Source organism: Phenylobacterium sp., from assembly GCF_037968635.1.
Lineage (GTDB): Bacteria > Pseudomonadota > Alphaproteobacteria > Caulobacterales > Caulobacteraceae > Phenylobacterium.
In genome coordinates, this window is sequence record NZ_JBBKVV010000061.1 from 87,595 (window position 1) to 111,422 (window position 23,828).

A 23,828-nucleotide genomic window follows, 5' to 3' on the forward strand; every position below is an offset into this window, starting at 1 on the left:
TCCATCCGGACTATGCGGCGCAGTCGGCGCGCGCCCTGTGCTTTCGGCGCCGGCTAGAATCCGTCTGAATTCGTCAGGGCCTAGAAGTCGCGAGCCAGCGACACCCCCCACTGCATCGGCGGACCATAGCTGGCTTCCTTCAAGCCGAAGGCGCCGCTCGACGCATTGCCGCTGACCTTGACCTGCTCGTCGGTGAGATTGGTCCCGAACACGTCCACCCGCCACAGCTCGTCGGGCGACTCCCAGCTGATCCGCGCGCCCAACAGGCTGTGGGCGCCCTGGGCGAGGTCCGGATCATTGGCGATGTCGTTATAGTATTTTCCGAAATAGCTGACGTCGGCACGCAGGGTCAGCCCACCGGCCTGGCCAAGGTCGACCCGCCGCTGCACCCCGGCATTGACCGTCCACTCCGGCGACTTCACGAACTTGGTCGTCAGATTGATGGGCAGGATCTGGGTGGGGCCCAGACCCTGGCCGACCTCGGTGTACTTGGTCTTGGTGCGCCCCACCGCCAGGTTGAGGTCCCAGCCGGGGGCGGGGCGGGCGACGGCCTCGATCTCGAAGCCCTTGATCTCACCGGCCGCGGCATTGGCCACGAAGTTGCGCGGCGTCTGGTTCACCGTCACCTGGATATCGTCGTACTGACTGAAATAGGCCGCCGCGTTCAACACGAGCCGCCGGTCGAACCAGGCGGTCTTGGCGCCCAGCTCATAGGTCTTGATGGTCTCCGGCTGATAGACGGTGACCTCGGTGATGTCGGACAGGGGCCGGGCGTTGAAGCCGCCGCTCTTGAAGCCCTTGCCGGCAGAGACATAGAGCAGAGCGTCGGGCGTCGCCTTGAACTCCATCCCGACCTTCGGTGTGAAGGCCGACCAGGAGTCCGACACCGTGGTGTTGGCCACGATGAAGCCGTCGGCGATGCGGCGGTGATCCAGATAGTAGGTCTTCTCGTCCTTGTTGGATCGTCCGCCCAGGGTGAGGCTGAGCCGGTCGGTCAGGCTGAAGGACCCCTGGGCGAAGGCCGCATAGGTGGTGGCGTCCACGACCGTATAGACATTGGCCGAGGGCGAGATCGGGGGCGGCGTCGCCGGCGGGCCAAGACCCAGCGCCAGGTGGGCGTAGCCGCGGTCGGAGCCATGTTCATTGAAGTAGTAGAGCCCGGCCACCCAGGTGAGGCGGCCGTCGAAGCCCTCGCCGTTGAACTGGAACTCCTGGCTGAACTGGCGCTGTTTGTCCCAGTTGCGGGTTTCGCGGAACGTGAAGGGGCTGTTGTCTCCGTCGCGGGCGAACTGCGCCTTCAGATGGCGGTAGGCGGTGATGGACTTGGCCTGTACGGCGCCAAGGTCCCAGTTCGCCGTGCCCGAGACACCCCACAGATCCAGGTCGTTGACGTTCGGCCCCGAGCCCCAGGTCGTATAGGGGTCCCCGGTGATGAACGACGGGTTCAGCGTCCGGGCGCCATTGGGGGCGACGATCCCCTTGTTCGGCGCCACGAAGGTGTTGAAGTTGGTCATGAACGGCGCCCCGGTGAAGCCTGGGCGGTTGGCGACGGCGATCAGGGTCTGGGGCGCGGAATGCTCGCGGGCGCGCGTATAGTCGGCCGACAGGTCGATCCGCAGGGTCTCGGTGGCGTCCCAACGCAGTTGCAGCCGGCCCGCGTCGGCGTTGCGGTTGCCCAGGTCCTGGCCGTCCGAAAGACGGTGCGCATAGCCGTCACGGTTGAGGCTGCCCGCCGAGATACGGGCGTAAAGGTTCTCGGCGACGGGGATGTCCAGGTGTCCCTTGACGTCGCGGCGACTGAAACTGCCGATCGTGCCCTCAATGCGGCCCGCCAGCTCGGTCCCCGGCGCCTGGGAGGTGATCACCACCGCCCCGCCGATGGTGTTCTTGCCAAACAGCGTCCCCTGCGGGCCGCGCAGCACCTCGATGCGACCAACGTCGAAGGCGTCCAGCATGCCGCCGATGGAGCGGGCGAAGTAGACCCCGTCCACATAGATGCCCACTCCGGGGTCGGAGAAGATGGCGAAGTCATTCTGGCCCACGCCACGGATGAAGACCGTCGCGTTGTAATTGCCGCCGGAGAGCTGGGCCGCCCCATCGAAGCGGACGTTGGGGGCGAACTTGGAGATCTCGGCGACGCTCTCAACCCCGCGATCCGCCAGGGCCTCGGCGCTGAAGGCGGTGACGGCCACCGGGGTGTCCTGCAGCCGTTCTTCCCGGCGGCGGGCGGTGACGACCACTTCTTCAACCTGACCCGCCGAGGTGGTGGTCTGAGCCGCAGCCTGTGGCGCGAAGCCCACTAGAGATCCGACGGCGCTGATCGCCGCGCCGGTGGCCATCCAGCGAGCGCGCGTCTTCCCATTCCGATGCACCATAATGCCCTCCCCATATTGTTTGTTGCACTTACAAAACATGGGTCGGCGAAGCCTGGCAACAGAAATATGACGCGTTACTTACAGTTAATTTGTGTGATCGTAAGGTTTCGTACGAAATAGTTTCGCGCCAAACGAATTTCGGCAGGTCGCTGAAACGATCTTGTCGCCGATGATCCGGTGCGTCGCTTGGCGAGTCGGGAAGCGCACGGTCGGATCTTGATCGGCGATCAGTTGATCCCGCTCAGACCCTCGCCAACCAGGCCAGCGCCTCCGCCCAGTGCTTGTGCGCCAGGAAGCGGCCGATGCCGGGGAAGATGCGCGTCGATTCCACATGGTCCCCCAGCCAGGCCTGAACCTCCTCGATCCCGTTCATCGGGTCCTGATCGCCATGCCAGAGGGTGATCGGGCAGGCGAGGTCTGAGAGGTCTGGGCCAACGGACTTGGCGGCGCATCGGATGGAGTCCGCGGCGCCCCGAGCGCTGACAGCCACCGACTCCCGCGTGTAGTCGATGATGAAGTCCAGCAGCTCGGGATGGGCCTTCAGATATGCGGCGTCGCCTGGCGCCGAGGCCGCGGCGCGGGCATAGCGCTCGAACTGCGCCCGGCTGAGGCTGAGCCGCATCATCTCGAAGATCATGTCCGACAGCCACGGGTTCCGGTAGATGCGCCGCCAGAACAGGGTGAGCGTATGGCCCCGATCCCGCTCCCGCTCGGCCTGCAGGCCCGGCGGACGCCCCGAGGCCAGCAGGATACGGGTGACCGAATCCCCCAGTTGCACGGCGGCCTCCATGGCGTAGGCCGCCCCGTCGGTATTTGTGGTTATCTGCAGTCCGTCGATCCCCAGGTGGCGGATCAGGGCCACGGAGTCGGCGGCGACGTTGGCGAAGGTGAAGTTCGGGTGCGGATCGGACCGACCAGATCCCGCCCGCTCGGTGACGACCAATCGTAACCCCATGTCCCGAGCCAGGGCGTTGGTGCCCCGCGGCAGCAGGCTGGAGGAGAGATCCTGGGTGATCACCACCGCCGGCCGACCGGCCGGATCACCATAGTCGCGCCACCCCAGGCGTCGGCCGTCGGCGAGCTTGAACAGCTGGACCGGTGGCGCGGTCTCCGCCGCCGCCCGCTCGGTGGCGACGATAGCGCCCCCGATCCGGCGCACCCCGCCGCCGGGATCCTCGAAGGCCTGGGCCAGAGCGCCGAGCTGGGTGAGGGCCCGGACCAGCTCGCTCTGTCGGTTCAGGCCCATCTTGTCGAAGACGGCGCGAAGCTGGTTGCGCACGGTGTTCAGGCTGACATCCAGGTCGTCAGCGGCCTCCTTGAGGCTGAGGCCGTCCTTGAGCCGGGCCGCCAACCTCGTCTCGGCGGGCGTCAGGCCGAAGCTTTCGCGGACGCTGGCCCATAGACGGTCGGTGGTCTCCAGCGCCGGGAAGACGATCGCGATGTCGCCCTCCCCGCGCGGCGAGGGCTGTGGCAGAGTCGCGGCCAGACCCGGGGGCAACGCCGGGGCGGGGGTGACATAGGCGAAATGCGGTCCCTCATCCTCCTCGTCGAGAAACTTGACGATCACCTGGCGGCCGCGGGTCTCACGCAGGCGTTTGCGCGCCTGGGTCAGGGCTTCGTGGTTAGACGGGTTGAGGAAGGAAAGGCCGCGCGCCTCGATGCGCCCCAGCCTGTGCTTGAACAGGCTCTCTCCGGCCGGGTTACAGGCCACCGCCCCGCCGGCGCCGGAGACCACGATGACGCCGACATCGGCGCGGTCGCCGCCGCCCGCCGCGGCGCGAGCCAGGCTGGCCATCCCCTCCGCGCCCTGAGGGGCCTCGCCGTCCTGGGCCGGCACATCCAGGGCCTCGATCACCTCCTCCCAGCGCTCGGGATCGGCGGCGATGGCGTACATCGTCTCGATCACCAGGGAGACGTTGGCCTTGGACTGGGCGGCGGACATTCGGGCCTTCGGGGGACTTGGACCGGGAAGGCCAGCTTACACGGCGCGGGGCGAACACAAGCGCCCCTATTCGGAGGCGATCGCCGCCACCTTGGCGCCGAGCGCCGCGACGAGGTCCGCCGGCGCCAGTTCCGCCTGCAATCCCCGTTGCCCGCCGTTGATGAAAATCCGGTCCTGCAGGAGAGCCGCTTCGTCCACCACGGTAGGGACCAGGCGCTTCTGGCCAAAGGGACTGACCCCGCCCACCCGGTAGCCGGTCATCCGCTCGGCGTCGGCAGGTTTCATCATCGCTCCCACCCTGCCCCCGAACACCGCCGCCAGCTTCTTCATGGACACCTCCTGGTCGGAGGCGAGCACCGCGCAGACAGGCTTACCGTCCACCTGGGTCATAAGGGTCTTCAGCACCCGGGCCGGATCGGCGCCCAGGCTCTGCGCGGCCTGCAGCCCCACGCGGCCGGCGTCGGGGTCGTAGTCATAGGTGTGCAGCGTGAAGGCGACGCCGGCCTTGCCGAGCGCCAGGGTCGCGGGAGTGGTCTTGGCCATGGGCCGCAAGCTAGCTGGACGACGCGGGCTTGAGAATGCGAGACAAACGGGATGCGTGTCCTGCTGATCGCCTTTCTGCTCCTCGCCGCACCCGCGATGGCGCGCGAGGTTCCCGACACCTACGGCAACTTCATGGAAATGTTAAAACAGGTCCAGCGCCTGAACGCCGACCTGCTCAGCCGCGACAGCGCCACGGCCACTCTCCAGCTCTGGTGCGATGCGCACGGCCCCGGTGGCGGAACCAAGATCGTGGCGCGGCGCATCAAGGGCCGGGACAAGGCGGCGGGGAAGGCTGAGCGCCGCGCCTTGGGGGTGTTCGCTCGAACGCCCGTAGCCTATCGGCGCGTTGAACTGCTCTGCGGGGACAAGGTGCTGTCGGAAGCCGACAACTGGTACGTGCCGGCCCGCCTGACGCCAGCGATGAACACCGCCCTTGAACAGTCGCAGACCCCCTTCGGCGTGGTGGTGCGGCCACTGAGCTTCCGGCGACGCACCCTGACGTCGGATCTATTGCTCGCCACGGAAATCATGGCGCACCCGAAGCCTGGGATGCTGGTCATTCCTCACGAGGTGCTGCGCCATCGCGCCGTTCTGAGCACCCCCAATGGCCGCCCCTTCAGCCTGGTGGTGGAGACCTACACCGACCAGGTCCTGGTCGCCCCGCCCTGAGTCTTCCTAGGCAAGGCGCCTTGGCCTAGGGTAGCGCTCCACAACGGGGAGTGGCGACCATGAAGACGGTGGTTTTGAGTGTTCTCGCGGCGGCGATCCTGGCCAGCGGGGCTCCGGCCCTTGCGCAGGATATCGCCAATACCGAAAAGCTGAGCCTGAAGCCCAAGCGGGTGAAGGGTCTGCTGTTGGGCTACGGCTACGACCTCGGAGAGTACTCCGGCCAGGTCAAGCAGATGAACAAGCAGACGCGGGCGCTGGGCATGTTCTCCAGCGACTATGCCAAGACCACCTTCACCATCGGCTCGCCGCGCCTGAAGGCGCCGATGGCCGTGAGCTGCGAGGGCGGCCAGAACCGGTTCGGCATGGGGTGGATCGACTTCAAACGCAACGACCTGGCCTATGTCTGCAACTTCGACGGCGGTCCCTCCGACGCCTCCTTCGCTCTGGTGCTGAGCGACGGCAAATTCATGGACAAACTCTATCAGCCGCAGCGGGCCGCGGAGATTCGCTATGGCGGCGTCACCCTGCGCGCCAAGACCAAGAAGCTGCCGGGCTCCATGCCGCTGGGCGGTGGCGGCACGCCGTCCTACGTGATCCTGAAGGGGGATCAGGAGGTGGGCGGCATGGTCCGCACGCCCATGAAAGGCGCCTTCTACCTGCCGGTCCAGGGCTCGCCGGACCGCGACGCGGCCGCCGCCATGGCCTTGGCGCTGTTCTTCTTCACCGACCCCGGCGCGCAGACGCGGTAGGCGCCTCAACATTCAGCGTTCGATCATCTCGCGAATCTTGGCGGCGAGCTGGTCGAGGGCGAAGGGCTTGGTGATCATCTCCATCTCGGGATCGAGGAAGCCGGAGCGGATGGCGGCGTTCTCGGCATAACCGGTGACGAACAGAACCTTCAGGCCGGGGCGATGCTGGCGCCCGATCTCGGCCACCTGGCGACCGTTGAGGCCCGGCAGGCCGACATCGGAGACCATCAGGTCAATCCGCTGGTCTGACTGCAGGATCGGCAGGGCGGCCTGGCCGTCATGGGCCTCGATCGCGGCATAGCCGAGCTCCGAGAGCACCTCCACCACCAGCAGCCGCACCGCCGCGTCGTCCTCCACCACAAGAACGGTCTCGCCATCCCCGCGGGGCAGGTCCGGCCGCGCCTGCTCCGCCTCGCCGTCCGGCGTATCGCCGGCGAAGCGTGGCAGATAGAGCCGCACCGTCGAGCCCTGGCCGACCTCGCTATAGATGCGCGCATGACCACCGGACTGCCGGGCGAAGCCGTAAATCATCGAGAGGCCCAGGCCCGTGCCCTGGCCGATCGGCTTGGTGGTGAAGAAGGGGTCGAAGGCCTTGGCGATCACCTCCGGCGTCATGCCGACCCCGGTGTCGGTGACCGAGAGCACCGTGTAGTCGCCGGGCTTCAGGTCCTCGTGCCGGGAGGTGTAGAGCAGATCGAGATGGGTGTTGGCGGTCTCGATGGTCAGCTTGCCGCCGCCCGGCATGGCGTCTCGAGCATTGATCGCCAGGTTGAGGACCGCGTTCTCCAGCTGGCCTGAGTCGCCGAAGGCCGGCCAGGCGTCGGGGGCCAGCGCGATGGCCAGCTCCACCTGTTCCCCCAGGGTCCGCCGCAGCAGGTCCCCCATGGAGTCCACCAGGCCGTTGACGTCCACGGCCTCGGGATCGAGGGATTGGCGCCGTGCGAAGGCCAGCAAGCGGTGGGTCAGGGCCGCGGCGCGGCCAGCCGAGGTGGTGGCCGCCTCCATGAACCGGCCGATGTCGGCCAGGCGACCATCGTCGATCCGGCGCTGAATCAAGTCCAGCGACCCGATGATGCCGGTAAGCAGGTTGTTGAAGTCGTGGGCGATGCCGCCGGTGAGCTGGCCCACCGCCTCCATCTTCTGGGCCTGGCGCAGAGCGTCCTCGGTTTCCCGCAGGCGGGCCTCTGCGTCCTTGTCGGCGGTGACATCGCGGGCGACGCAGTAGATCAAGTCCTCGTCGGAAACCGCCGTCCAGGACAGCCAGCGATACTCGCCGTCCTTGTGCTGGAGGCGGTTCTCGAAGCGCAGGGTCGGCTGTCCCTCGGCGAGCTGCGCCACCTCCGCCTGGCTGCGGTTCCGGTCGTCGGGATGCTGCAGCCACTCGGTGGTTCGCCCGGCGAGATCAGCCTCGGCCCAGCCCAGGATCGCGGTCAAGGCAGGATTGGCGCTCAGCACCAAGCCGGAAATGTCGGTCACCAGCAGCAGGTCACGGCTGACGTTCCAGATGCGGTCGCGCTCGCGGGTGCGGGTCTCAACCTCCTCCTCCAGGGCCTGCTGATGGCTGGCCTGAACCTCGCGGGCCTCGACGATCTCCTCCACTTCGGCCGCCGCGCCCACCCAGCGGGTGACGGCGCCGGCCGCGTCACGCACCGGCAGGCCGCGGACCAGGAACCAGCGATAGGCCCCGTCATGACGACGCAGGCGGAATTCGATGTTGTAGGGATCGCTGGTGGCCACACAGGCCGTCCAGACGCCCGCCACCCGCTCCAGGTCCTCGGGATGGATGGCGTTCAGCCAGCCATCAGCGACGGTCTCGTCCAAAGTCAGACCAGAATAGGTCAACCATTGCTGGGTCGCGTAGCTGAGCGCCCCACTGGGATGGGCGCTCCAGGCGAAACCCGGCATGGTCTCGGTCAGGGTGCGGAACTGTTCCTCGCTCTCGCGCAGCGCGGCCTCGGCGGCCTTCATGTCGGTGATGTCGAAGCTGACCCCGATATAGCGCGGCGGCGCGTTCGCCTCGGCCGGCAGCACCTCCCCCCTGCGGCCCAGCCAGCGGACCTCGCCGGTGTCAGGCCGCGTGATGCGGTATTCCGCGTATTCCAGCGGATTGCCGCCGCCCGCCAACCGCGCCGGGCCGGTGACGCCACGATCCTGGGATTCCACCAGACTCACCAGCAGGTCCGCGTTGACCTCCACCTCCGGACCAAAGCCCCAGATGCGACGGTACTCCTCGGAAACGTCCAGGCGGCCGGTTTCGGGATACCACTCGAAGGCGCCGACCCGGCCCGCTCGCTGGGCGATCTGCAGCCGCTCGTCGGCCCGCACCCGCTCGGTGATGTCGAAGACGATGGCCAGCACCCCGGCCGGCCGGCCGCTCTCATCCAGCACCGGACTGTAGTCGAGATCGAGGAACACCTCCTCGGGCGTCCCGTGGCGGTTAAGGACCAGACTTGTCTTGCGATAGGCGAGGGTCCCGCCGGCCAAGCCGACCTTCATGATATTGGCGTTGAAGTCGGCGACCTCGGGCCAACCTTCCAGCACCCGCGACCCCAGCAGGGCCGGATGCCGCCCGCCGGCGAAGACCGAATAGGCGTCGTTGTAGATCATCACCCCCTCCGAGCCCCAGAGCATGACGATGGGGACGGGAGACTGGAGAAGGATATCGGTGGCGGTCTTCAGACTCTGCGGCCAGCCGGAAATGGGACCCAGGCTGGTGGCGCGCCAGTCGAATGCGCGGATCAGGGCCCCGGTCTCGCCGCCGCCCCTTGGCCACTCCGTTCCTGGAAGATCGCGCGAACTCATGCGCGGCGCCTGCGACTGACCGACAACTGGACGTCCCCCTGAAGGCCTATCAACGCGCAAGCTTCGCAATCGCTGCGTCAGACTGCCGGGAATTTCGCCATATTGGGCTTGGGAATAGCCCAGGTGAAGGCCCCTGACGCCTTGCACCTCTCGCGGGCGAAATCCGACCAGGCCGAGACAAAGCCCTCGGGGCGCTTGTCGGTCGGTGCGGCGTCCACGCGGACGAAGGTGACGGGGCGGACCAGGGTGATAGCGGCGATCTGTTCCCAGAGGTCGCGCTCGACCACCGGCTCGCCCTTGGCGTCGATCCAGCCGTTCCCGCGCCAGGCGGCGAGTTGCCCCGCGCCCATCATCAGAACGGCGCTGTCGGAGTGCAGGGTGATGGGGGTCGGCGCCGGAATGTCCGCGAGGTCGGTCAGGGCGCGGAGCACGGCGGTCAGCTCCATGCGCGGGGTCGTCGCCTGGCGCTCGCCGCCGGCCGTTCCGCGCGCCTCGCGGTTCCACAACCGGACATAGGCCCAGCCGCCGAAGCCCCGGCTGTCGGTGCAGACGCCGTCGGTCCAGATGCGCAAAGGGTTCATGGGGCGCCTCTTCGTCCAGACCGCGCTCACCCGCAAGCCCTAAGCCTTGCGGGGGCCGCGCAAAGGGCTCATCTCCCTGCCATGTTGAAAGAAGAAATCGGCGATCGCGCCAGTGAGATCATCTGGCGCGGCCGCCAGTGGATCGTCACCAATTTCGGCCTCGAGACTCTGGGCGATCCGTTCCCCTATGAGGTGGCCGCCACCCGCCTGACCGAGGGCTGGCAGGGCGCTGATGAGAGCCTGCTGGCCTGGCCCATGGAGCTGGCCGCCAAGACCTGGGTCGATTACCGAGACTTCATCACCGCCTATCTGGTGGCGTTGGGCGTCCACCAGGAGGCCTATTCGCCGGTGGACGTGGCCACGATCAAGGCTTCGCTGAACGAAGGGCGCGCCATGTGGGAAGCCACCAAGGCCGAAATGCTCGGCGACATGGATGATGACTAGGCGCTGAGCGCCGCCTCCGCCTCACCCTCGCCGGCCACCAGGCGGGCGATCTCCGCCAGAAGCTGGATGGGCGAGAAGGGCTTGGGCACGAAGCCGTTCATGCCCGCGGCGTGATAGCGCTGCTGGTGGTGGGTCATGACATCGGCAGTGAGCGCGATCACCGGGGTCTGGGCCGCAACGCCGCCCAGGGCGCGGATACGGCGGGTCGCCTCCAGGCCATCGATGCCCGGCATGTTCACGTCCATAAGAATCAGGTCGAAGTCGCCGGCGACCACCGCCTCTACCGCCGCCTCGCCGGAGTCTGCCTCTTGCGCCTGCGCGCCAAGGGCCTCCAGGGACTTCACCCCCACCAGGCGGTTGACGCGGTTGTCGTCCACCACCAGGACCCGCAGGCCCGCCAGAGGCGCGTCACCGAAGGCGTTCACGGCGCTGGATGACGGGGCTTCGGCCACGGAGGCTGTGACCTCGAACCAGAAGGTTGAGCCCACGCCCTCGACGCTGTCGAAGTCCATGTCCCCACCCATCATCCGGGTCAGGCTGCGGGCGATGGCCAAGCCCAGACCCGTGCCGCCGAATCGCCGCGTCGTGCCGACATCGGCCTGCTGGAACCGGTCGAAGAGCGAGGCGCGGGCCGCGTCGGGAATGCCGATGCCGGTGTCCGTCACCTCGCAACGCAGACGGCGCACATCGCTTCCGACATAGGTCAGCCGTACCGACACTCCGCCTTCGGAGGTGAACTTCACCGCGTTGCCGATGACGTTGAACAGGCACTGGCGCAGACGCACCGGGTCGATGGCGGCATAGCCCAGGCCTTCGGCGGAGACCCGAAGATAGATGCCCTTGTCCTCGGCCTGGGGTCGGATGAGGGCCGCCACGCTGTCGGCCAGGGCGCCCGGATCGATGGGAACCGGCGCAAGGTCCAGCTTGCCGGCCTCCATCTTGCTGAAGTCCAACACGTCGTTGATCAGCTGAGCCAGCATCTGGCTGCAGGCGACAGCCTCCTGCAGCATGGCTGCGGCCTCCGCCGTCAGCGGCTCGCGCTCCAGCAGATGCAGGATGCCCACGACCCCGTTCATCGGGGTGCGGATCTCGTGACTGACGGACGCCAGGAAGTCGGACTTGGCCGCAGTGGCGGCCTCGGCCACCTGGGTCGCTTCGGCCAGGGCCAGCTCCTGGCGCTTCTGATCGTCGATGTCGATCATCAGGCCGACGCAGCGGATAGGGGCGCCAGCGGCGTCGTGCTCGACCTCCAGATAGAACCGCACCCAGATCTGACCGGCGCTGCGCATCAGCCGCACGTCCACCGGCGCGATGTGGTCGTTGCGCCTGGCGCGCGCATTCAGATCCCGCGCGCGGGTCTGGTCGTCGGGATGGAACAGACTGAAGGGATTGTCCGCGACATCGGCCAGGGCGTCCTCTCCCACCAGGGCGCGGAACTCCGGCGAGAGCCAGAAGCTCTTGGCGGCGTAATCGAACTCGAACACCCCCGCATTGGCGGCGTTGAGGGCCAGCTTCAACCGCTGGGTGCTGGTGGTGGCTTCGTCACGGGCCTGGGCCTGGGGCGAGATGTTCTGGCTGATACCGTACATCTCGTAGCGCCCGCTCGGCGTCTGCTTTCCCGCGCGATAGAGCACCCGCAGGTGCCTCCAGCCGCCATCGGCGGTGCGATAGCGCATCTCCCCCTCGGCCTCACCGCCGAATTGAGTCAGCCGTTCGCGAATCTCCCGGTCCTTGGCCTGGTCATCAGGGTGCTGGATCAGCTCAAGGACCGAGGACGGAACACCTGCGGCGGACTCGCTCCAGCCAAAGGCGAGCTCACTGGAGAAGAAGTAGAGATCCTCTTCGGGATCGTACAGCCAGGTGCCGACCTCGGCGTCGGCCATCAGCTTGTCGCGCACGCCTGAGGCGTTCAGAGCGGCGTCCATCATCCGGTGCTCGGCGGTGACGTCGATCAACAACACCAGGCCGCCGGCGCTCTGGTCGGCACGGACCCAACGGGCCTCGCCATAGGTCTCCAGCCGGTAGGCGTTGGCGGTGGGACGGGTCTCGGTGGCCGCCTCGTCCAACATCGCGCCGAGGTGGCCATCGACGAGTTCGGTGACCGGCTTGCCCAGCAGCCGGGCGAAGTCCCGGTTGGCGGCGGTGATCTGTCCCTCGGTCCCCAGGAGGGCCGCAGCCATCGGCAAGCCGTCGATCATCGACGCGGACGCAGGGGGTGTGGAGGGATCGAAACCAGCCATTTGGCCAGAGTGCCAAATCCGGCTTAACGAGGCGTTTGAGCGGGCTGTCCGCGCCGCGGCATTTCGCCCCAAGCTTTGCAGCAGGGCCTTCCGACGCGCGTTGCAGGCGGTTGGTGACCGCGGGGCCTCGTCCGACCGGGCAGCCGCACGTCCTGATCGCCCGAGCCGTCGAATTGTCCGGCGGTGGAGGCCGCAGTGTGGGATAGTCCTCGAAAGGACCGCTCCATGAAAACCTATCCCAGCACCCGCACCTTGAATCAGGGCGCGCCCGTCGGCCTGAACGATCCCCGCTCCACGGGCCACGCGTCCGCCACCAAGCCGCAGACCAAGACCGCCATGCTGCCTCACGGCCAGCGCCGCTGACCTGATCCCGGCGCCCAATGAGCGGGCGACAGCGGCGGCGCGCGACCCCGACAACGAAGGTTTACATTCTGCCGGCCCGTAAGCTGCTATCCCGCGTCGGGTGAGGCGCGGGGGCGGGCCAGGACGATGAAGACGATCGCGGTGCTGTCCCACAAGGGAGGCTCCGGAAAAACCACTGTGGCGGTGAACCTGGCCCTGGCTTGGCGGGCGCAAGGCGCGCGCACCCTCCTGGCCGACACCGACCCCGTACGTTCAGCTTCTGACAGCCTTCGCACGCGCCCCGACCATGCCGCTCTGGTGGTGGAGACCTCGGCGGCCAAGCTGGACGCCCTGGCCTATGTCAGCAGCAAGGGCGGCTGCGACGTCTTGATCATCGATACTCCCGGCGGTCCCGAAAACGGCATGATCGAGGCCATGAAGGTGGCCGACCTCTGCATCGCCGTCGCCCGGCCCACCTACCTGGATGTCGTCGCTACCCTGCGGACCGTGGACGTCGTCCGCCGGCTGGGGCGGCAGGGTCTGGTGCTGTTCAATCAATGCCCGCCCCGCCGCAACGGGACGGAATCTGCCGTCGTCAGCGGGACCATGGACATCCTTCGGCGCGGCGGACTTGAGGTCTGCTCCCTGGCCCTGCAGACGCGGGCCGCATACCAGCGATCCATCGCCCAGGGGCAAGGCGTCGGCGAATACGAGCCGGGCGGCAAGGCTGACGCGGAGATCGCCGACTTGCTGGCTTACATTCAGGGCAGAACGACCGGCTCAATCCATGACCGGGCCGCCAACGACTGAGCGGGGCTGGTCCCCTCTCTGGTCGCGGCCGGGGCGCGGACAGCACCGAGGACGCATTTATGGCGCAACGGGTTCATTCCGGGAAGGAGCCGGCAAGGTCAAAAACGCTCTAAACTCAAAGAAGTAGAGCACGTCCGGCAGGTCAACCGGCTTCCCCTTAATCCTAACGCGCTCTAGGGTCTGCCTTCCGGAGGACGAGAACCATGGCCGACCAAGACCCGCCCGCCGAGACCCCGATTCAGCGCGCCCTACGCCTGAAGAAAGAAGCCCTCGAGGCCAAGCCGAAGGATCCCCGTGGCGGCCGCTTCCAGCGCGAACGCGCCGCGGCGGCCAAGTCGTCGTCCAAGTCCAAGCCCTGGATGTCACGCTGAGGGGCGCCAGCGGCCGCCAACAATCAGCTCAACCGCCGCCACGGCCGACAATGGGCCGCTGAAGCGCGGGTCGTAGAAGGATTCCTGGATCGGATACATCTGCCAGGTGACGTTGATGGTCATGTGGAAGAGCGTGGCGGCCTGCACGCTGGCGCCGGTCCGGCAATAGAGCCAGACGATGATCACCCGGGTGGCCACCGTGCCGATGGACCAGTAGGCGATCCAGGTGATCGACCGGTGCGCCTGGGCCAGGGGCACATAATGGTAGAGCGCCCAGACTCCGCCCAGAATCAGGCCCGCCCCCAGCACACCGAACCGCGCCACCAGGGGGCCTGTGGCGTAACCCGTCCAGCCGAGCTCCTCGCAGAGCGCGGCCGCGAAGAACAGCAGGCAATAGACAAGGCCCGAAACCAGACTGAGCTCGGGGCCGGCAAGGGCGCCCCCATCAGCCGCTGGACCGCGAAGGACGCCGCCATCACCAACGGCGGCCATGCGGTGAATCAATTGACCGGTGCGGCCGCCTCATAGGCGAACAGCGTCGAGCGATCGTCGTCGGGCATGAACCAGGCCCTGACACCGGCAGCCGTCGCCTCCACATAGGTTGGGTTCTGGGTCATGGCCCGCCCCGAGGGTGACCAAAGCGGAACCGGCGCCTGCCAAGCCGGCCGGTGGTCGCGCAGGTCGACGATCTCCAGCCCTCCCAGGGACAGGCTCCCGCCCTTGGGCGAGCGGTAGTCGGCCAGGCCCGAACACAGCATCCGGCGGCCGCCCAGATGGCGACAGTCCTGATAATCGATGTAGCTGGACGGGTTGCGCACCACCTTGGGAGCCTGGGCGCCGCCGCCGGGCTTCAACTTCCAGGCATAGAACCGCCGGCCGCCCCAGGAGACGCCGTGCAGGGTTCGAGTTTCAGGATCATAGGCCACCGCCCCGATATGGTCGGCGACCCGTAGCACCTCGGTGGCCTTCAGGGTCGCCGGATCAACCCGGTAGATGATGGCCGCGCTGTCGGGCCGATATTCCGCCACGCTGACCCACAGACTTTCTCCGTCGAAGTCGATCCCGCCCGGGTGATAGGCGTCCCCCTCCCCCAGCACGAGATCGGCCAGCAGCGCGCCGTCGGCCGACATCCGGAACAGTTGCCCCACTCCGGCGCCCGGGCTGCGCGCGCCCGGCGCTCCGGCCAAGCGGGCGGGGTATTGTTTGACCTCGACGGAGGAGACGAAGAACGCCGCGCCGATCTTCACCATCCCCTGCGGATGGAAGGTGGGGAACTGGACAGCGATCTGGGCCGCCGGGGTCCAGGCGGTGGCGCGGTCGATCCGCACCAGGCGATCGGCGAGGCTCGGGGCGGCGACGGCCTGGGAGCCAAGCAGGCTCGTCAGAGCGGGAAGCAGCAGCGCGAAGCGCCGCAGGACGCCCGGTCTCATCGGCGCCGCCCGCGCAGACGCCACCCGACCATCCCGGCGCCCAGCAGTATTACCGCCAAGCCGACGGCCAGGACCACCAGGGTTTGCTTGACCTCCATCAGCACCGTCAGGTTATCCACATTGCCCGTGCGCCAGAACACCCACTCGCCGGCCAGCCGGGTCGCCAGCAGATCATCGCCCGTCTCCAGCACCACGATCCCATCACCGCTGGCCGGATCGAACCGCGCCGAGGTGTTGATGGCCGGGAAGTTGTTGCCGTCGTGACCGACGATGAATTCGCCGGCCTCATTGGGCGCGTAGAGAACCAGGCCCAGACCCCAGATATCGGCGCCGTACTGCGAGGCGTGGGGGCGGCGCATCTCCGCCAGGGCTGGGGGCGCTAGGACGCCCCGGCCCGCGGGAGCCCCATCCGGGCCCGGCCGGTGAGCGGCGATGAAGCGCGTCAGGTCGGCGGCGGAGGTGTACAGCGACGCCGCCGCCGTCGCCGTGAACCGGTAGTGGATCGCGCGCGTCCTGCCGGGGCCATAGATCTCGGCGACATTGCCGGGACCCGGTTCCGACAGCAGGAAGGTGGACCGTGTCATGCCCAGGGGGTCCAGCACCGCGCGCCGCATATAGGCTTCGAAGGGCTCGCCGGTGACGTCCTCGATCAGCAGCTGCAGCAGGGCGTAGCCACCACCGGAATATTTCCACCCGGCCCCAGGTTGCAGGCCCACCTTCACTGCGCCGTCCGCGCCGGGCGAGGCGTCGGAAGCGCGGGTGAGGGACGCCACCAGCGGCTGGATCGGTTTTCCGGGCGCGAAGCCGCCATAGCCCAGGCCGTCAGTCAGGCCCGCCGTGTGGCTCAGAACTCTGCGCACGGTCACCTGGCGGTTGTCGAATTGGCTCGCCGGCAGCTTCCAGCGCTTGAGATAGGTGTCCACCGGGGCGTCGAGATCGATGCGGCCGGCGTCCACCAAGGTCATCACGCCGAACGCCGTGATCCATTTGCTGAGCGAGGCCACTTGGAACAGGGTGTCGCGGTCCACGGGCGCACCGGCCGAGGCGAAGCGCTCATGCACAGGCCGGCCATCCTCAATCAGGGTCAAGGCCAGGTTGCCGGTGGACTCCGCCGCGATCATCGCGTCCGCCGCCGCAGCGAAGGCGGCCGGGTCGCCTCGTGGGGCCAGGGGCTGTCGCCACCAGCCCTCAAGGGTCCCTGCCGCGAAGACGACCGTCCAGACCGCCAGCGCCACGAGCGTGGCGACCCCGAGCAAGATCCAACGGCGCATCAGCTCACCCCCAACCTTGACCCTTGTTATCCGACTTCCGGCGTCGCGTCAGGTCGCGAGCTTGATGTCTAACCCAACACCTCGACCAGCCTGCCGACAACGGCGGCGATCTCGGCCGATGTCGTTCCTCGGCCCAGGCTGAAGCGGATCGCCCCCATTCCGACTTCGGGCGGGACACCCATGGCGCGGAGCGTCGGGGACAGTTCCACAAGTCCCGCATGGCATGCCGAGCCCGTGGACGCGGCGACCTCCGGCAGTCGGGCGAGGATGTCCGTGCCGACAAGGCCCACGAAGCCGACGTTCAAGGTGTTGGGCAGCCGATGCTCTGGATGACCGTTTAGCATCACGCGGTTCCCGAAATGCTTCTGCAAGTCCGCCCAAAGTGCGTCTCGCAAGTCTTGGACTCCGCGCATCGGGGCGAGGTCTGACGCCAGCGCGCAGGCTTCGCCAAGCGCCGCCGTGAGCAGCGCGCTCTCGGTGCCGGCCCGGCGGCCGGCTTCATGCCCGGCGCCGTGGATGAGCGGCTCCAGGGTTGTGCCGCGCCGGACATAGAGAGCGCCGACGCCCTTGGGCGCATAGAGTTTGTGACCGGCGATCGACAGCAGGTCGACGCCCAGCCGGTTCACCTCCGTCGCCACCTTGCCGACCGACTGGGCCGCATCGGTATGAAAGAGGACGCCGCGATCGCGTGCGATCCTGGCGCAGGCCTCGATAGGCTGGAGGGTCCCGGTCTCGTTGTTCGCGTGCATCAAGGTGACGAGCAGTGTCCGCGCTGTGATCGCTCGAGCGAGGTCATCTGGATCGACTCGGCCCTGGCGATCCACCGGAATGTAGGTCACCTGACCGCCCATGCGCTCCAGGAATGCGCAGACCTCCAGGGTGGCGGGATGCTCGGCGGCGCTGGTCACGATGTGGTCGCCGCGGTGGCGGTGGGCGAAGAACACCCCCTTGAGGGCCAGGTTGTTGGCCTCGCTCCCCCCGCTGGTGAAGACGATCTCGTCCGGCTCGGCCCCAAGCAGGCCAGAGACCTTGGCGCGGGCCCGCTCCACGGCGTCGCGCGCCGGCCCGCCGGCCCAATGGGGACTGGACGGGTTGCCGTGGGCGGTCTCGAGCAGCGGCCGCATGACCGCCGCGACCCGCGGGTCGACGGGCGTGCTGGCGTTGAAGTCGAGATAGATGCGGTCCATGCTGGTTGACCTCATCCCCTCGCGCTGACCACCCGGATTTCCGGCGGCCCACGCATGAGACGGCCGACCACACGGGAGGCCGGAAAACCCTGGGCCGAGAGCTTGGCCAGCAATCCGTCAGCCTCGGCCGCCGACACCGCGATGAGCAGACCGCCGCTGGTCTGCGGGTCACACAGCAGGTCCTTGCGCCACGGCTCCAGCCCCGACGGCAGGACGACCGACCCACCATAGCTGGACCAGTTTCGCACCGCCGCGCCCGTGCGGACATCGGCCATCGCGAGGGCTTCCACACCCTCCAGCATAGCGGGGCCGTCCGCGAAGACCTCGGCGGTCAAGCCCGCGCCCCGGCAAAGTTCGAGGGCGTGGCCGAGCAGGCCAAAGCCTGTGATGTCGGTCACCGCGTGAACGCCGGGCAGGTCGGCCAGGGTGGCGCCCACGGTGTTCAGCTGAGTGGTCGTGGCGATGAGGGCGGCGTAACCCTGCGGCGTCAGACGCTCCTGCTTGAAGGCGGCGCTGAGCACGCCGACGCCCAGCGCCTTGGTCAGGATCAGGACGTCACCATCCCGCGCCGTCTTGTTGGTGAGCACCCTGTCGGGGTGAACCAGCCCCAGCGCCACCAGCCCGTAGATCGGCTCGACGCTGTCGATGGAATGGCCGCCAGCGACAGGTACGCCGGCGGCCGCGCAGACCGCGGCCCCCCCGGCCAGGATCGATCCGATGGTGGCCGGCGACAGCTTGTCGATCGGCATGCCGACAATCGCCAGAGCGAAGATCGGCGTCGCCCCCATGGCGTAGACGTCCGACAGCGCATTGGTCGCCGCAATACGACCGAAGTCGAACGGGTCGTCGACCACCGGCATGAAGAAGTCGGTGGTGGCCACCAGGGCCTGGCTGTCGTTCAGCCGCCAGACGGCGGCGTCGTCTGAGGTCTCCGTCCCGACCATGAGGTTCGGAAACGCCTGGGCGGCGGGAACCTGAGCGAGAATTTCGCGCAGGGCCGCCGGCGCGATCTTGCAGCCGCAACCGCCGCCGTGCGCCAGCGACGTCAATCGAACAGGGTCTGGCATCTGGTCTCCGCACGCGTCATCAAGGGGCAAGCGCGTACTTAGCATCGTCTCGGCGGTGAACCCCATGACGATCAGACAGCCGACGAGGGCGATCGCCTAGATGCAGCCGATCCAGTTGCTTGCAACGGCCGACGCGGAGGCGACCGCCGCCTTCGATGTGATCATCGATGTCCGCAGTCCCGGCGAGTTCGCCGAGGATCACATGCCGCGCGCCCGCAACCTGCCGGTTCTGGACGATGCGCAGCGCGCCGAGGTGGGCACGATCTATGTCCAGGAGTCGCGGTTCCGGGCGAACCGCCTCGGTGCGGCCTACGTCGCCGAGAACATCGCGCACCACCTGCGCACGGCGATGGACGACTGGTCTCCCACCACCCGCCCCTTGATCTACTGCTGGCGCGGCGGCAACCGCTCCAACGCCATGGCGACGATTTTGCAACGGGTAGGATGGCCGACGGCGGTGCTGGACGGCGGCTATCGCACGTACCGACGCCAGGTGCAGGACGAGCTCTACGAGCAGGCCTGCCCCGTCAGATTCGTGTTGCTGGACGGGGACACCGGCTCGGCCAAGACCGAAATCCTGGCCCGGCTGGCGGAGCGCGGCCTGCAGGTTCTCGACCTTGAGGATCTGGCCGGACATCGCGGCTCGCTGTTCGGCGGTCTGGCGGGTCGTCGGCAACCCAGCCAGAAGATGTTTGAGACCACGCTGCTCACGGCGCTGAAGACCTTCGATCCATCACGCCCCGTCGTCGTGGAGGCCGAATCCAGCAAGATCGGGGATCGCATGACACCGCCGGCCGTCTGGCGCGCCATGCAGATCGCGCCCCGGATCGAGATCGTGGCCCCGCGCCAGGCGCGGGCCAGGTACCTGGTCAGCGCCTATGCCGACATCATCGCCGACCGGGACCGGCTCGAGGCCGCCTTCGCCCGCCTGCCCATTCCACCATCTCCCGCCCGACTGGAGGCCTGGCGTGGGCTGATCAGCGCGGGTGATTTCGAAACCCTGGCGTCCGCCCTGATGGAGCTTCACTACGATCCGGCCTATGCACGCGGTCGTCGCAAGGATGGTCGCATGGCGATCGCGCAGATCGCGGTGGAAGTTTTGGACGAAACCGCCCAGTCCGCCGTCGCCGACCAGGTGGCCGGCCTCGTCTCAGGCCTTTGACGGCGGGGAAGCACGGGGCCGTGAGGGCCAAATTAGTCTTGGGTGTCTGGCTCTGGCAGTGGACGCAGTGCGCGGCCATGTGAAGCCGCGCTGCTCAATAGATGTCCTACGCGGTCGGATATGGTTGTCGTCTTGAAACCTTGCGACCATGAATGGGGTGGAATGATCCTGCGCTGAGCGAACCAGGACGTATTCGGAGACCGGGGATGAAATCGAACTCCAGCGCAATCAGTCCGGCCAGCCAGGACGCGGGCAAACCTCCCTCAAATGAGCTGATGCGTGAGGCCGAGAAGGCTTGGCTCTACGCCCTCCCCCTGATTGAGATGGCGGCGGCGCGCGTGCGTATGCTCGACACAACGCACCCCGGATTGCATTCGGGACTGAACAGGTTTGTTCACAATCGCGAGTTGGTGGGACCGGCGGACCGGGAGATCACCACCCCCAACAATGACACCCTCTATTCCAGCGCGTGGATCGACCTGACCGACGGCCCTGTGACCCTGACCCTGCCCGACCCTGGCGCGCGCTATGTCTCGATCGCCGTGATGGACATGTACACGAACAATAGCGTCATCCTGGGCGCCCGGACGCCCAGCGGCCCGGCTGGTGTCTATCGGCTGGTTGGGCCAGACGAGGTCGAGCTCGGCGAGAACGATCTGAAGGTTGGCACGCCTCACGCTTGGGTGCTGGCGCGAATTCTGGTGGCCGGAGACGCCGATCTGCCTGACGCGAGGGCCTTCCAGGCGGACCTGGAGCTTTCAGGCCCCGCCGCCGCGCCGCCGAAAGGCCACGCCACGCGCGACGATGCCTGGCCGGAGTTCTTCCGGTCGGCGGCGGACCTGCTCGGCGCGGATCCGCCAGGCTCGATCGTCGGATTGGAGGCCTTTGAACGTATTCGGGCCGCCGGGCGCGGTGGAAATTTCGACCCCGCCGGATATTCGGGTGACGACCTGGTTTCGATCGAGGCCGGGGTCGCCAGAGCGCGCACCATGGTCTCAGGCGGGACGAACAATCTGCGGTTCGTCGAGGGCTGGAGTTATCCGCTTCCCGACCTCGGTCAGTTCGGCGACTCCTATCGTTTCCGTGCAGCGGTCGCGGTCCAGGGCCTCGGCGCCCTCGAAGTCGCTGAGGCGATGTACATGCGAGCTCAGTCGGAAGAGGGCTCGTGGGCGTTCAACGGTGACGGTCTTTACTGTCTCTCACTCGCCAAGCCCGTGCCCATCGACGGCTTCTGGTCCTTGACGATGTACGAGGCGACCGATGACGGGCAATTCTTCCTGACCGAAAATCGAATTGGCCGCTACGCGATCGGGGATAGGACGCCAGGACTGGTTCGAAATGCCGATGGCGGTGTCGACATCTGGATTGGCCGCGAAGATCCAGGCGGTGAAAAGACCGCCAACTGGCTGCCGGCCCCCCGAAGTGGACCTTTCGCGCTCTTCATGCGCGCCTACCTTCCGAAGCCGGAGATGCTGGATGGGACCTATCGGCTGCCCCCGATACGACCTGTCTGATCGCAGGCTTGGCGAACCGCGCCAAGTCGCGGCGAAGAACGCGAAGTCGACGCCGCGAATCCATGACGACCGACTGGTCATGTCGAGGACCTTGGGCCTTCCAGGAAGCAGAATAAAAACAATACTTTATGCCTGGCGGTGGACGCAGTGCGACGCCAACTATTCTCTGCTTTTCCCTGTTTTTATATTTTATCTTCGGCGGATTGCGCGCCCCTGACACTGCCTCGCCGCGCTGGCCCCGGAGAATGGCCCGTTCGTCATCGGCTTGTACGGCGGGGCATGTGAAATAACGCTCCAAGAACAGGGAATTGAGGCTCGCAGAGCAGGGATCCTCCGGCGGAAGAGCAGGGCATCACCTCGACCGGTCAGAAGAACATCTGCGACCACCAGACACCTTGCCGGCGGGGTGCGGCCACTGGGCGCGAAGCTTGCCGCAGGAGAACAAAGGGCGTACGATTTTTGTTGTGTCAAACGTAAATCCTCACAACGCGGCCTCAGATCCGAGCTTCTTCGACGGCCGGCTGATGATCGACATACTTGCTTGGAATTGGAACCTGCGCGTTGCGACTAACCAGCCGGTGACTCGGTCGAAGGCGCCATTTCCCGGCCTCGAATATGGGCGCGACTTCACCCTCCACGGCCGGGTACGCGCGCCTCGCGAGCTCCGCGGCAAGGGTGTGAAGGTGACGTTGTCCCCCTTTGGGCCGACGGTCCGATTCGGACGCGGAGGCCTCCAGGACGTGGGTGAACTCACGGTGCTTCCGGAAGGCGCCGAGGTCGAGATTGAGGTGGTGTTGATGTTGCCCGAGGAGGCGATCGCGCCCACGGCCACGTTCCTGGCGTCGACGTGGAAGCACCTGCAGATCAAGACTTACGACGAAGGGCCGGGCGGCGCAAAAGCCTCTGCCTACTTCTTCCAGGCCAGCATTCATCCGAACCTCGAGGCCTGGGCGAATGCTGACTGAGACCCGGCAAGATTTTCTCGTCGAGTTGCGCGGACATGATGGAGGGCTCGGCATTTTACCTTGCCCGCCCTCAGTCCCGAAGGCGCACCGTTTTCAAGGCGGCCTGATCTATTCTCGAATGATTGAAATCGAGGGTCGTGTGGTTGCGCCTGAAGGTCTGGCCGACCGCCGGATGCGCGTCTGGCTGGACCAACTGGAGAGCTGGCATTTCAGCCGTGGCCAGCCACCCCACATCGGCGACATCCTTGATCGGACCGGCGAGCTGCCGGGCGGGGGCCTGGAAGCCACGCTCTACATTCCAAAGGAGGCCTGGGTCACCGCCGTCTGTTGCCTGAGCACAGTCTGGCGCCGCCTCAGGATGACAGGCGCCAACGGCGACGGCCGCCGCATGACGCTCGTGGATTTCTCATTCTCGTCGGACGGTCCGCCATCCCATTGACGAAGCGGCCACCGCCCCGGCGGACCCGCCTTCAGGGCCAGGCCTGGCCGGAATTCCGGAAGTCTTCCGGGTCACATAAAGATAGATAGAAACAACAAATTACGGGTGGCGGAGAGGGTGGGACCGTCCCACAGTTCCCCTATTGTGCTGATTGTGTTGAACTTCGTCTGCCGCTCGTTTTCAGTCTTGCGGCCCACCATTGCGCTCGACTGAAGCCCCGACAACTGGCCTTTCCTTCAAATTGGGCCTCTTGTCCCCACGCGAAGCATCGCTCCTGCTGGCTCTTCAGGAACGCAGAGGGATCGCCGACCTCATACTTGACTATGCCACGTCTGCAGCAGACGAGCCCTCTTGGCGTTGCCAGCCTCCCCCACCTATGGTGGAGTTAATTGCCTGGGGGACGAAATGGTTAGCTTGGCTCGCAATTCTCTCGTTTGTGCAGCTGCGCTCGCGGCGTTTGCCTGCTCTACAGCTATCGCGGCCCCGGTGACCTCCACCGATCCGGCCACCGTCGTCGCTGCCCTGCAAAACGGCGGATACAAGGCCAAGCTAACGACAGATGAAGACAGCGACGTCTGGGTTGAGACAGCGTCCGACGGAAACGATATTCGGATTGCATTCCTTGATTGCGACAGCAAGAAATCCTGCTCTCAGATCGAATTCATCGCATTTTGGAATTGTGAAAAAGAAGTTAAGCGCTGCGAAAAACTCAACAATACGTGGAATTCAGAAGAAGTATTCGCCCATACGATTATGATCGATAGTAAGATCGCCATGTATCGGCACCTACTTCTGGATGAGGGTGGCTCGTCGGAGGCATTGTTCATCAAGAATTTTGAATTCTTCTCGCGAGATGCCGCCCGTCTTATGGAGGAATTCTAATTCCCAACGGGGGGACCTCAGTCGAACCCAAAGAGGGTGACCT

The 23,828-nt window shown here is 66.7% G+C and carries 22 protein-coding genes; 11 read left to right on the forward strand and 11 right to left on the reverse strand.

Features of this window, described 5'->3' with window-relative positions; translation table 11 throughout:
- Positions 1 to 80: 80 nt before the first annotated feature.
- The 3 genes from AAC997_RS06870 to ybaK form a co-directional block, all read right to left on the reverse strand.
- Positions 81 to 2,375 carry a TonB-dependent receptor gene (locus AAC997_RS06870; protein WP_340644945.1) on the reverse strand — a complete coding sequence of 765 codons (2,295 nt, stop codon included), beginning with the start codon at positions 2,373 to 2,375 and terminating at the stop codon, positions 81 to 83.
- Between the two features lie 241 nt (positions 2,376 to 2,616).
- Positions 2,617 to 4,317, reverse strand: coding sequence for a LuxR C-terminal-related transcriptional regulator (locus tag AAC997_RS06875; RefSeq protein WP_340644946.1), 1,701 nt, complete (start codon positions 4,315 to 4,317; stop codon positions 2,617 to 2,619).
- A gap of 66 nt (positions 4,318 to 4,383) precedes the next feature.
- Entirely contained in the window at positions 4,384 to 4,860 is a 477-nt protein-coding gene (ybaK, locus tag AAC997_RS06880) for a Cys-tRNA(Pro) deacylase (RefSeq protein WP_340644947.1), read from the reverse strand.
- A 51-nt stretch (positions 4,861 to 4,911) separates the two neighbouring features.
- On the opposite strand from ybaK, the gene AAC997_RS06885 reads away from it, so the two are divergent.
- A complete protein-coding gene (locus AAC997_RS06885) occupies positions 4,912 to 5,529 on the forward strand; it encodes a hypothetical protein (protein WP_340644948.1) in 618 nt (205 codons plus the stop codon).
- 59 nt (positions 5,530 to 5,588) lie between these two features.
- Positions 5,589 to 6,278 (forward strand): hypothetical protein, encoded by a 690-nt coding sequence (locus AAC997_RS06890; protein ID WP_340644949.1) that lies wholly within the window; start codon positions 5,589 to 5,591, stop codon positions 6,276 to 6,278.
- A gap of 12 nt (positions 6,279 to 6,290) precedes the next feature.
- Here the strand turns inward: AAC997_RS06890 and AAC997_RS06895 are convergent, their stop codons facing one another.
- Together AAC997_RS06895 and AAC997_RS06900 are read right to left on the reverse strand one after the other, a co-directional pair.
- Positions 6,291 to 9,080, reverse strand: coding sequence for a PAS domain S-box protein (locus tag AAC997_RS06895; protein WP_340644950.1), 2,790 nt, complete (start codon positions 9,078 to 9,080; stop codon positions 6,291 to 6,293).
- Positions 9,081 to 9,157: 77 nt separating this feature from the next.
- The gene (locus AAC997_RS06900) at positions 9,158 to 9,661 is read right to left on the reverse strand and encodes an RNase H family protein (protein WP_340644951.1); all 504 of its coding nucleotides are present in this window, start codon (positions 9,659 to 9,661) and stop codon (positions 9,158 to 9,160) included.
- Positions 9,662 to 9,742: 81 nt separating this feature from the next.
- Here AAC997_RS06900 and AAC997_RS06905 point away from each other — a divergent pair, with 81 nt between their 5' ends.
- Entirely contained in the window at positions 9,743 to 10,105 is a 363-nt protein-coding gene (locus tag AAC997_RS06905) for a hypothetical protein (protein ID WP_340644952.1), read from the forward strand.
- On the opposite strand, the gene AAC997_RS06910 is transcribed toward AAC997_RS06905, so the two are convergent.
- A complete protein-coding gene (locus AAC997_RS06910; protein WP_340644953.1) occupies positions 10,102 to 12,285 on the reverse strand; it encodes an ATP-binding protein in 2,184 nt (727 codons plus the stop codon). The two genes, AAC997_RS06905 and AAC997_RS06910, sit on opposite strands and share 4 nt — an antisense overlap.
- A gap of 285 nt (positions 12,286 to 12,570) precedes the next feature.
- Between AAC997_RS06910 and AAC997_RS06915 the strand changes: the two genes are divergently transcribed.
- The 3 genes from AAC997_RS06915 (at position 12,571) to AAC997_RS06925 (ending at position 13,868) form a co-directional block, all read left to right on the forward strand.
- Entirely contained in the window at positions 12,571 to 12,708 is a 138-nt protein-coding gene (locus AAC997_RS06915; RefSeq protein WP_340644954.1) for a hypothetical protein, read from the forward strand.
- 126 nt (positions 12,709 to 12,834) lie between these two features.
- On the forward strand, positions 12,835 to 13,497 hold the full coding sequence (locus tag AAC997_RS06920) for a ParA family protein (RefSeq protein ID WP_340644955.1): 663 nt from the start codon (positions 12,835 to 12,837) through the stop codon (positions 13,495 to 13,497).
- Between the two features lie 203 nt (positions 13,498 to 13,700).
- Entirely contained in the window at positions 13,701 to 13,868 is a 168-nt protein-coding gene (locus AAC997_RS06925; RefSeq protein WP_340644956.1) for a hypothetical protein, read from the forward strand.
- Here the strand turns inward: AAC997_RS06925 and AAC997_RS06930 are convergent.
- From AAC997_RS06930 to selD, 5 genes are all read right to left on the reverse strand, one after another.
- Positions 13,860 to 14,360, reverse strand: a complete 501-nt coding sequence (locus tag AAC997_RS06930; protein ID WP_340644957.1) for a CPBP family intramembrane glutamic endopeptidase — start codon at positions 14,358 to 14,360, stop codon at positions 13,860 to 13,862. The two genes, AAC997_RS06925 and AAC997_RS06930, sit on opposite strands and share 9 nt — an antisense overlap.
- Positions 14,361 to 14,368: 8 nt before the next feature.
- Complete coding sequence (locus AAC997_RS06935) at positions 14,369 to 15,298, reverse strand: DUF6454 family protein (protein ID WP_340644958.1); 930 nt, start codon at positions 15,296 to 15,298, stop codon at positions 14,369 to 14,371.
- The gene (locus tag AAC997_RS06940; protein WP_340644959.1) at positions 15,295 to 16,569 is read right to left on the reverse strand and encodes a serine hydrolase domain-containing protein; all 1,275 of its coding nucleotides are present in this window, start codon (positions 16,567 to 16,569) and stop codon (positions 15,295 to 15,297) included. The genes AAC997_RS06935 and AAC997_RS06940 overlap by 4 nt, the downstream gene beginning before the upstream one ends.
- Before the next feature lie 68 nt (positions 16,570 to 16,637).
- Positions 16,638 to 17,756 carry a cysteine desulfurase family protein gene (locus tag AAC997_RS06945; RefSeq protein WP_340644960.1) on the reverse strand — a complete coding sequence of 373 codons (1,119 nt, stop codon included), beginning with the start codon at positions 17,754 to 17,756 and terminating at the stop codon, positions 16,638 to 16,640.
- Positions 17,757 to 17,767: 11 nt separating this feature from the next.
- Complete coding sequence (gene selD / locus AAC997_RS06950) at positions 17,768 to 18,823, reverse strand: selenide, water dikinase SelD (protein ID WP_340644961.1); 1,056 nt, start codon at positions 18,821 to 18,823, stop codon at positions 17,768 to 17,770.
- Positions 18,824 to 18,923: 100 nt separating this feature from the next.
- On the opposite strand from selD, the gene mnmH reads away from it, so the two are divergent.
- From mnmH to AAC997_RS06975, 5 genes are all read left to right on the forward strand, one after another.
- Complete coding sequence (mnmH, locus tag AAC997_RS06955; protein ID WP_340644962.1) at positions 18,924 to 19,985, forward strand: tRNA 2-selenouridine(34) synthase MnmH; 1,062 nt, start codon at positions 18,924 to 18,926, stop codon at positions 19,983 to 19,985.
- A 275-nt stretch (positions 19,986 to 20,260) separates the two neighbouring features.
- On the forward strand, positions 20,261 to 21,499 hold the full coding sequence (locus AAC997_RS06960; protein ID WP_340644963.1) for a DUF1254 domain-containing protein: 1,239 nt from the start codon (positions 20,261 to 20,263) through the stop codon (positions 21,497 to 21,499).
- A gap of 428 nt (positions 21,500 to 21,927) precedes the next feature.
- Positions 21,928 to 22,464: a hypothetical protein gene (locus AAC997_RS06965; RefSeq protein WP_340644964.1), complete on the forward strand. Its 537-nt coding sequence runs from the start codon at positions 21,928 to 21,930 to the stop codon at positions 22,462 to 22,464.
- Positions 22,454 to 22,903, forward strand: coding sequence for a hypothetical protein (locus tag AAC997_RS06970; protein WP_340644966.1), 450 nt, complete (start codon positions 22,454 to 22,456; stop codon positions 22,901 to 22,903). Before AAC997_RS06965 ends, AAC997_RS06970 begins: the two co-directional genes overlap by 11 nt.
- Positions 22,904 to 23,254: 351 nt before the next feature.
- Positions 23,255 to 23,785 carry a YbjN domain-containing protein gene (locus AAC997_RS06975; RefSeq protein ID WP_340644967.1) on the forward strand — a complete coding sequence of 177 codons (531 nt, stop codon included), beginning with the start codon at positions 23,255 to 23,257 and terminating at the stop codon, positions 23,783 to 23,785.
- Positions 23,786 to 23,828 lie beyond the last annotated feature (43 nt).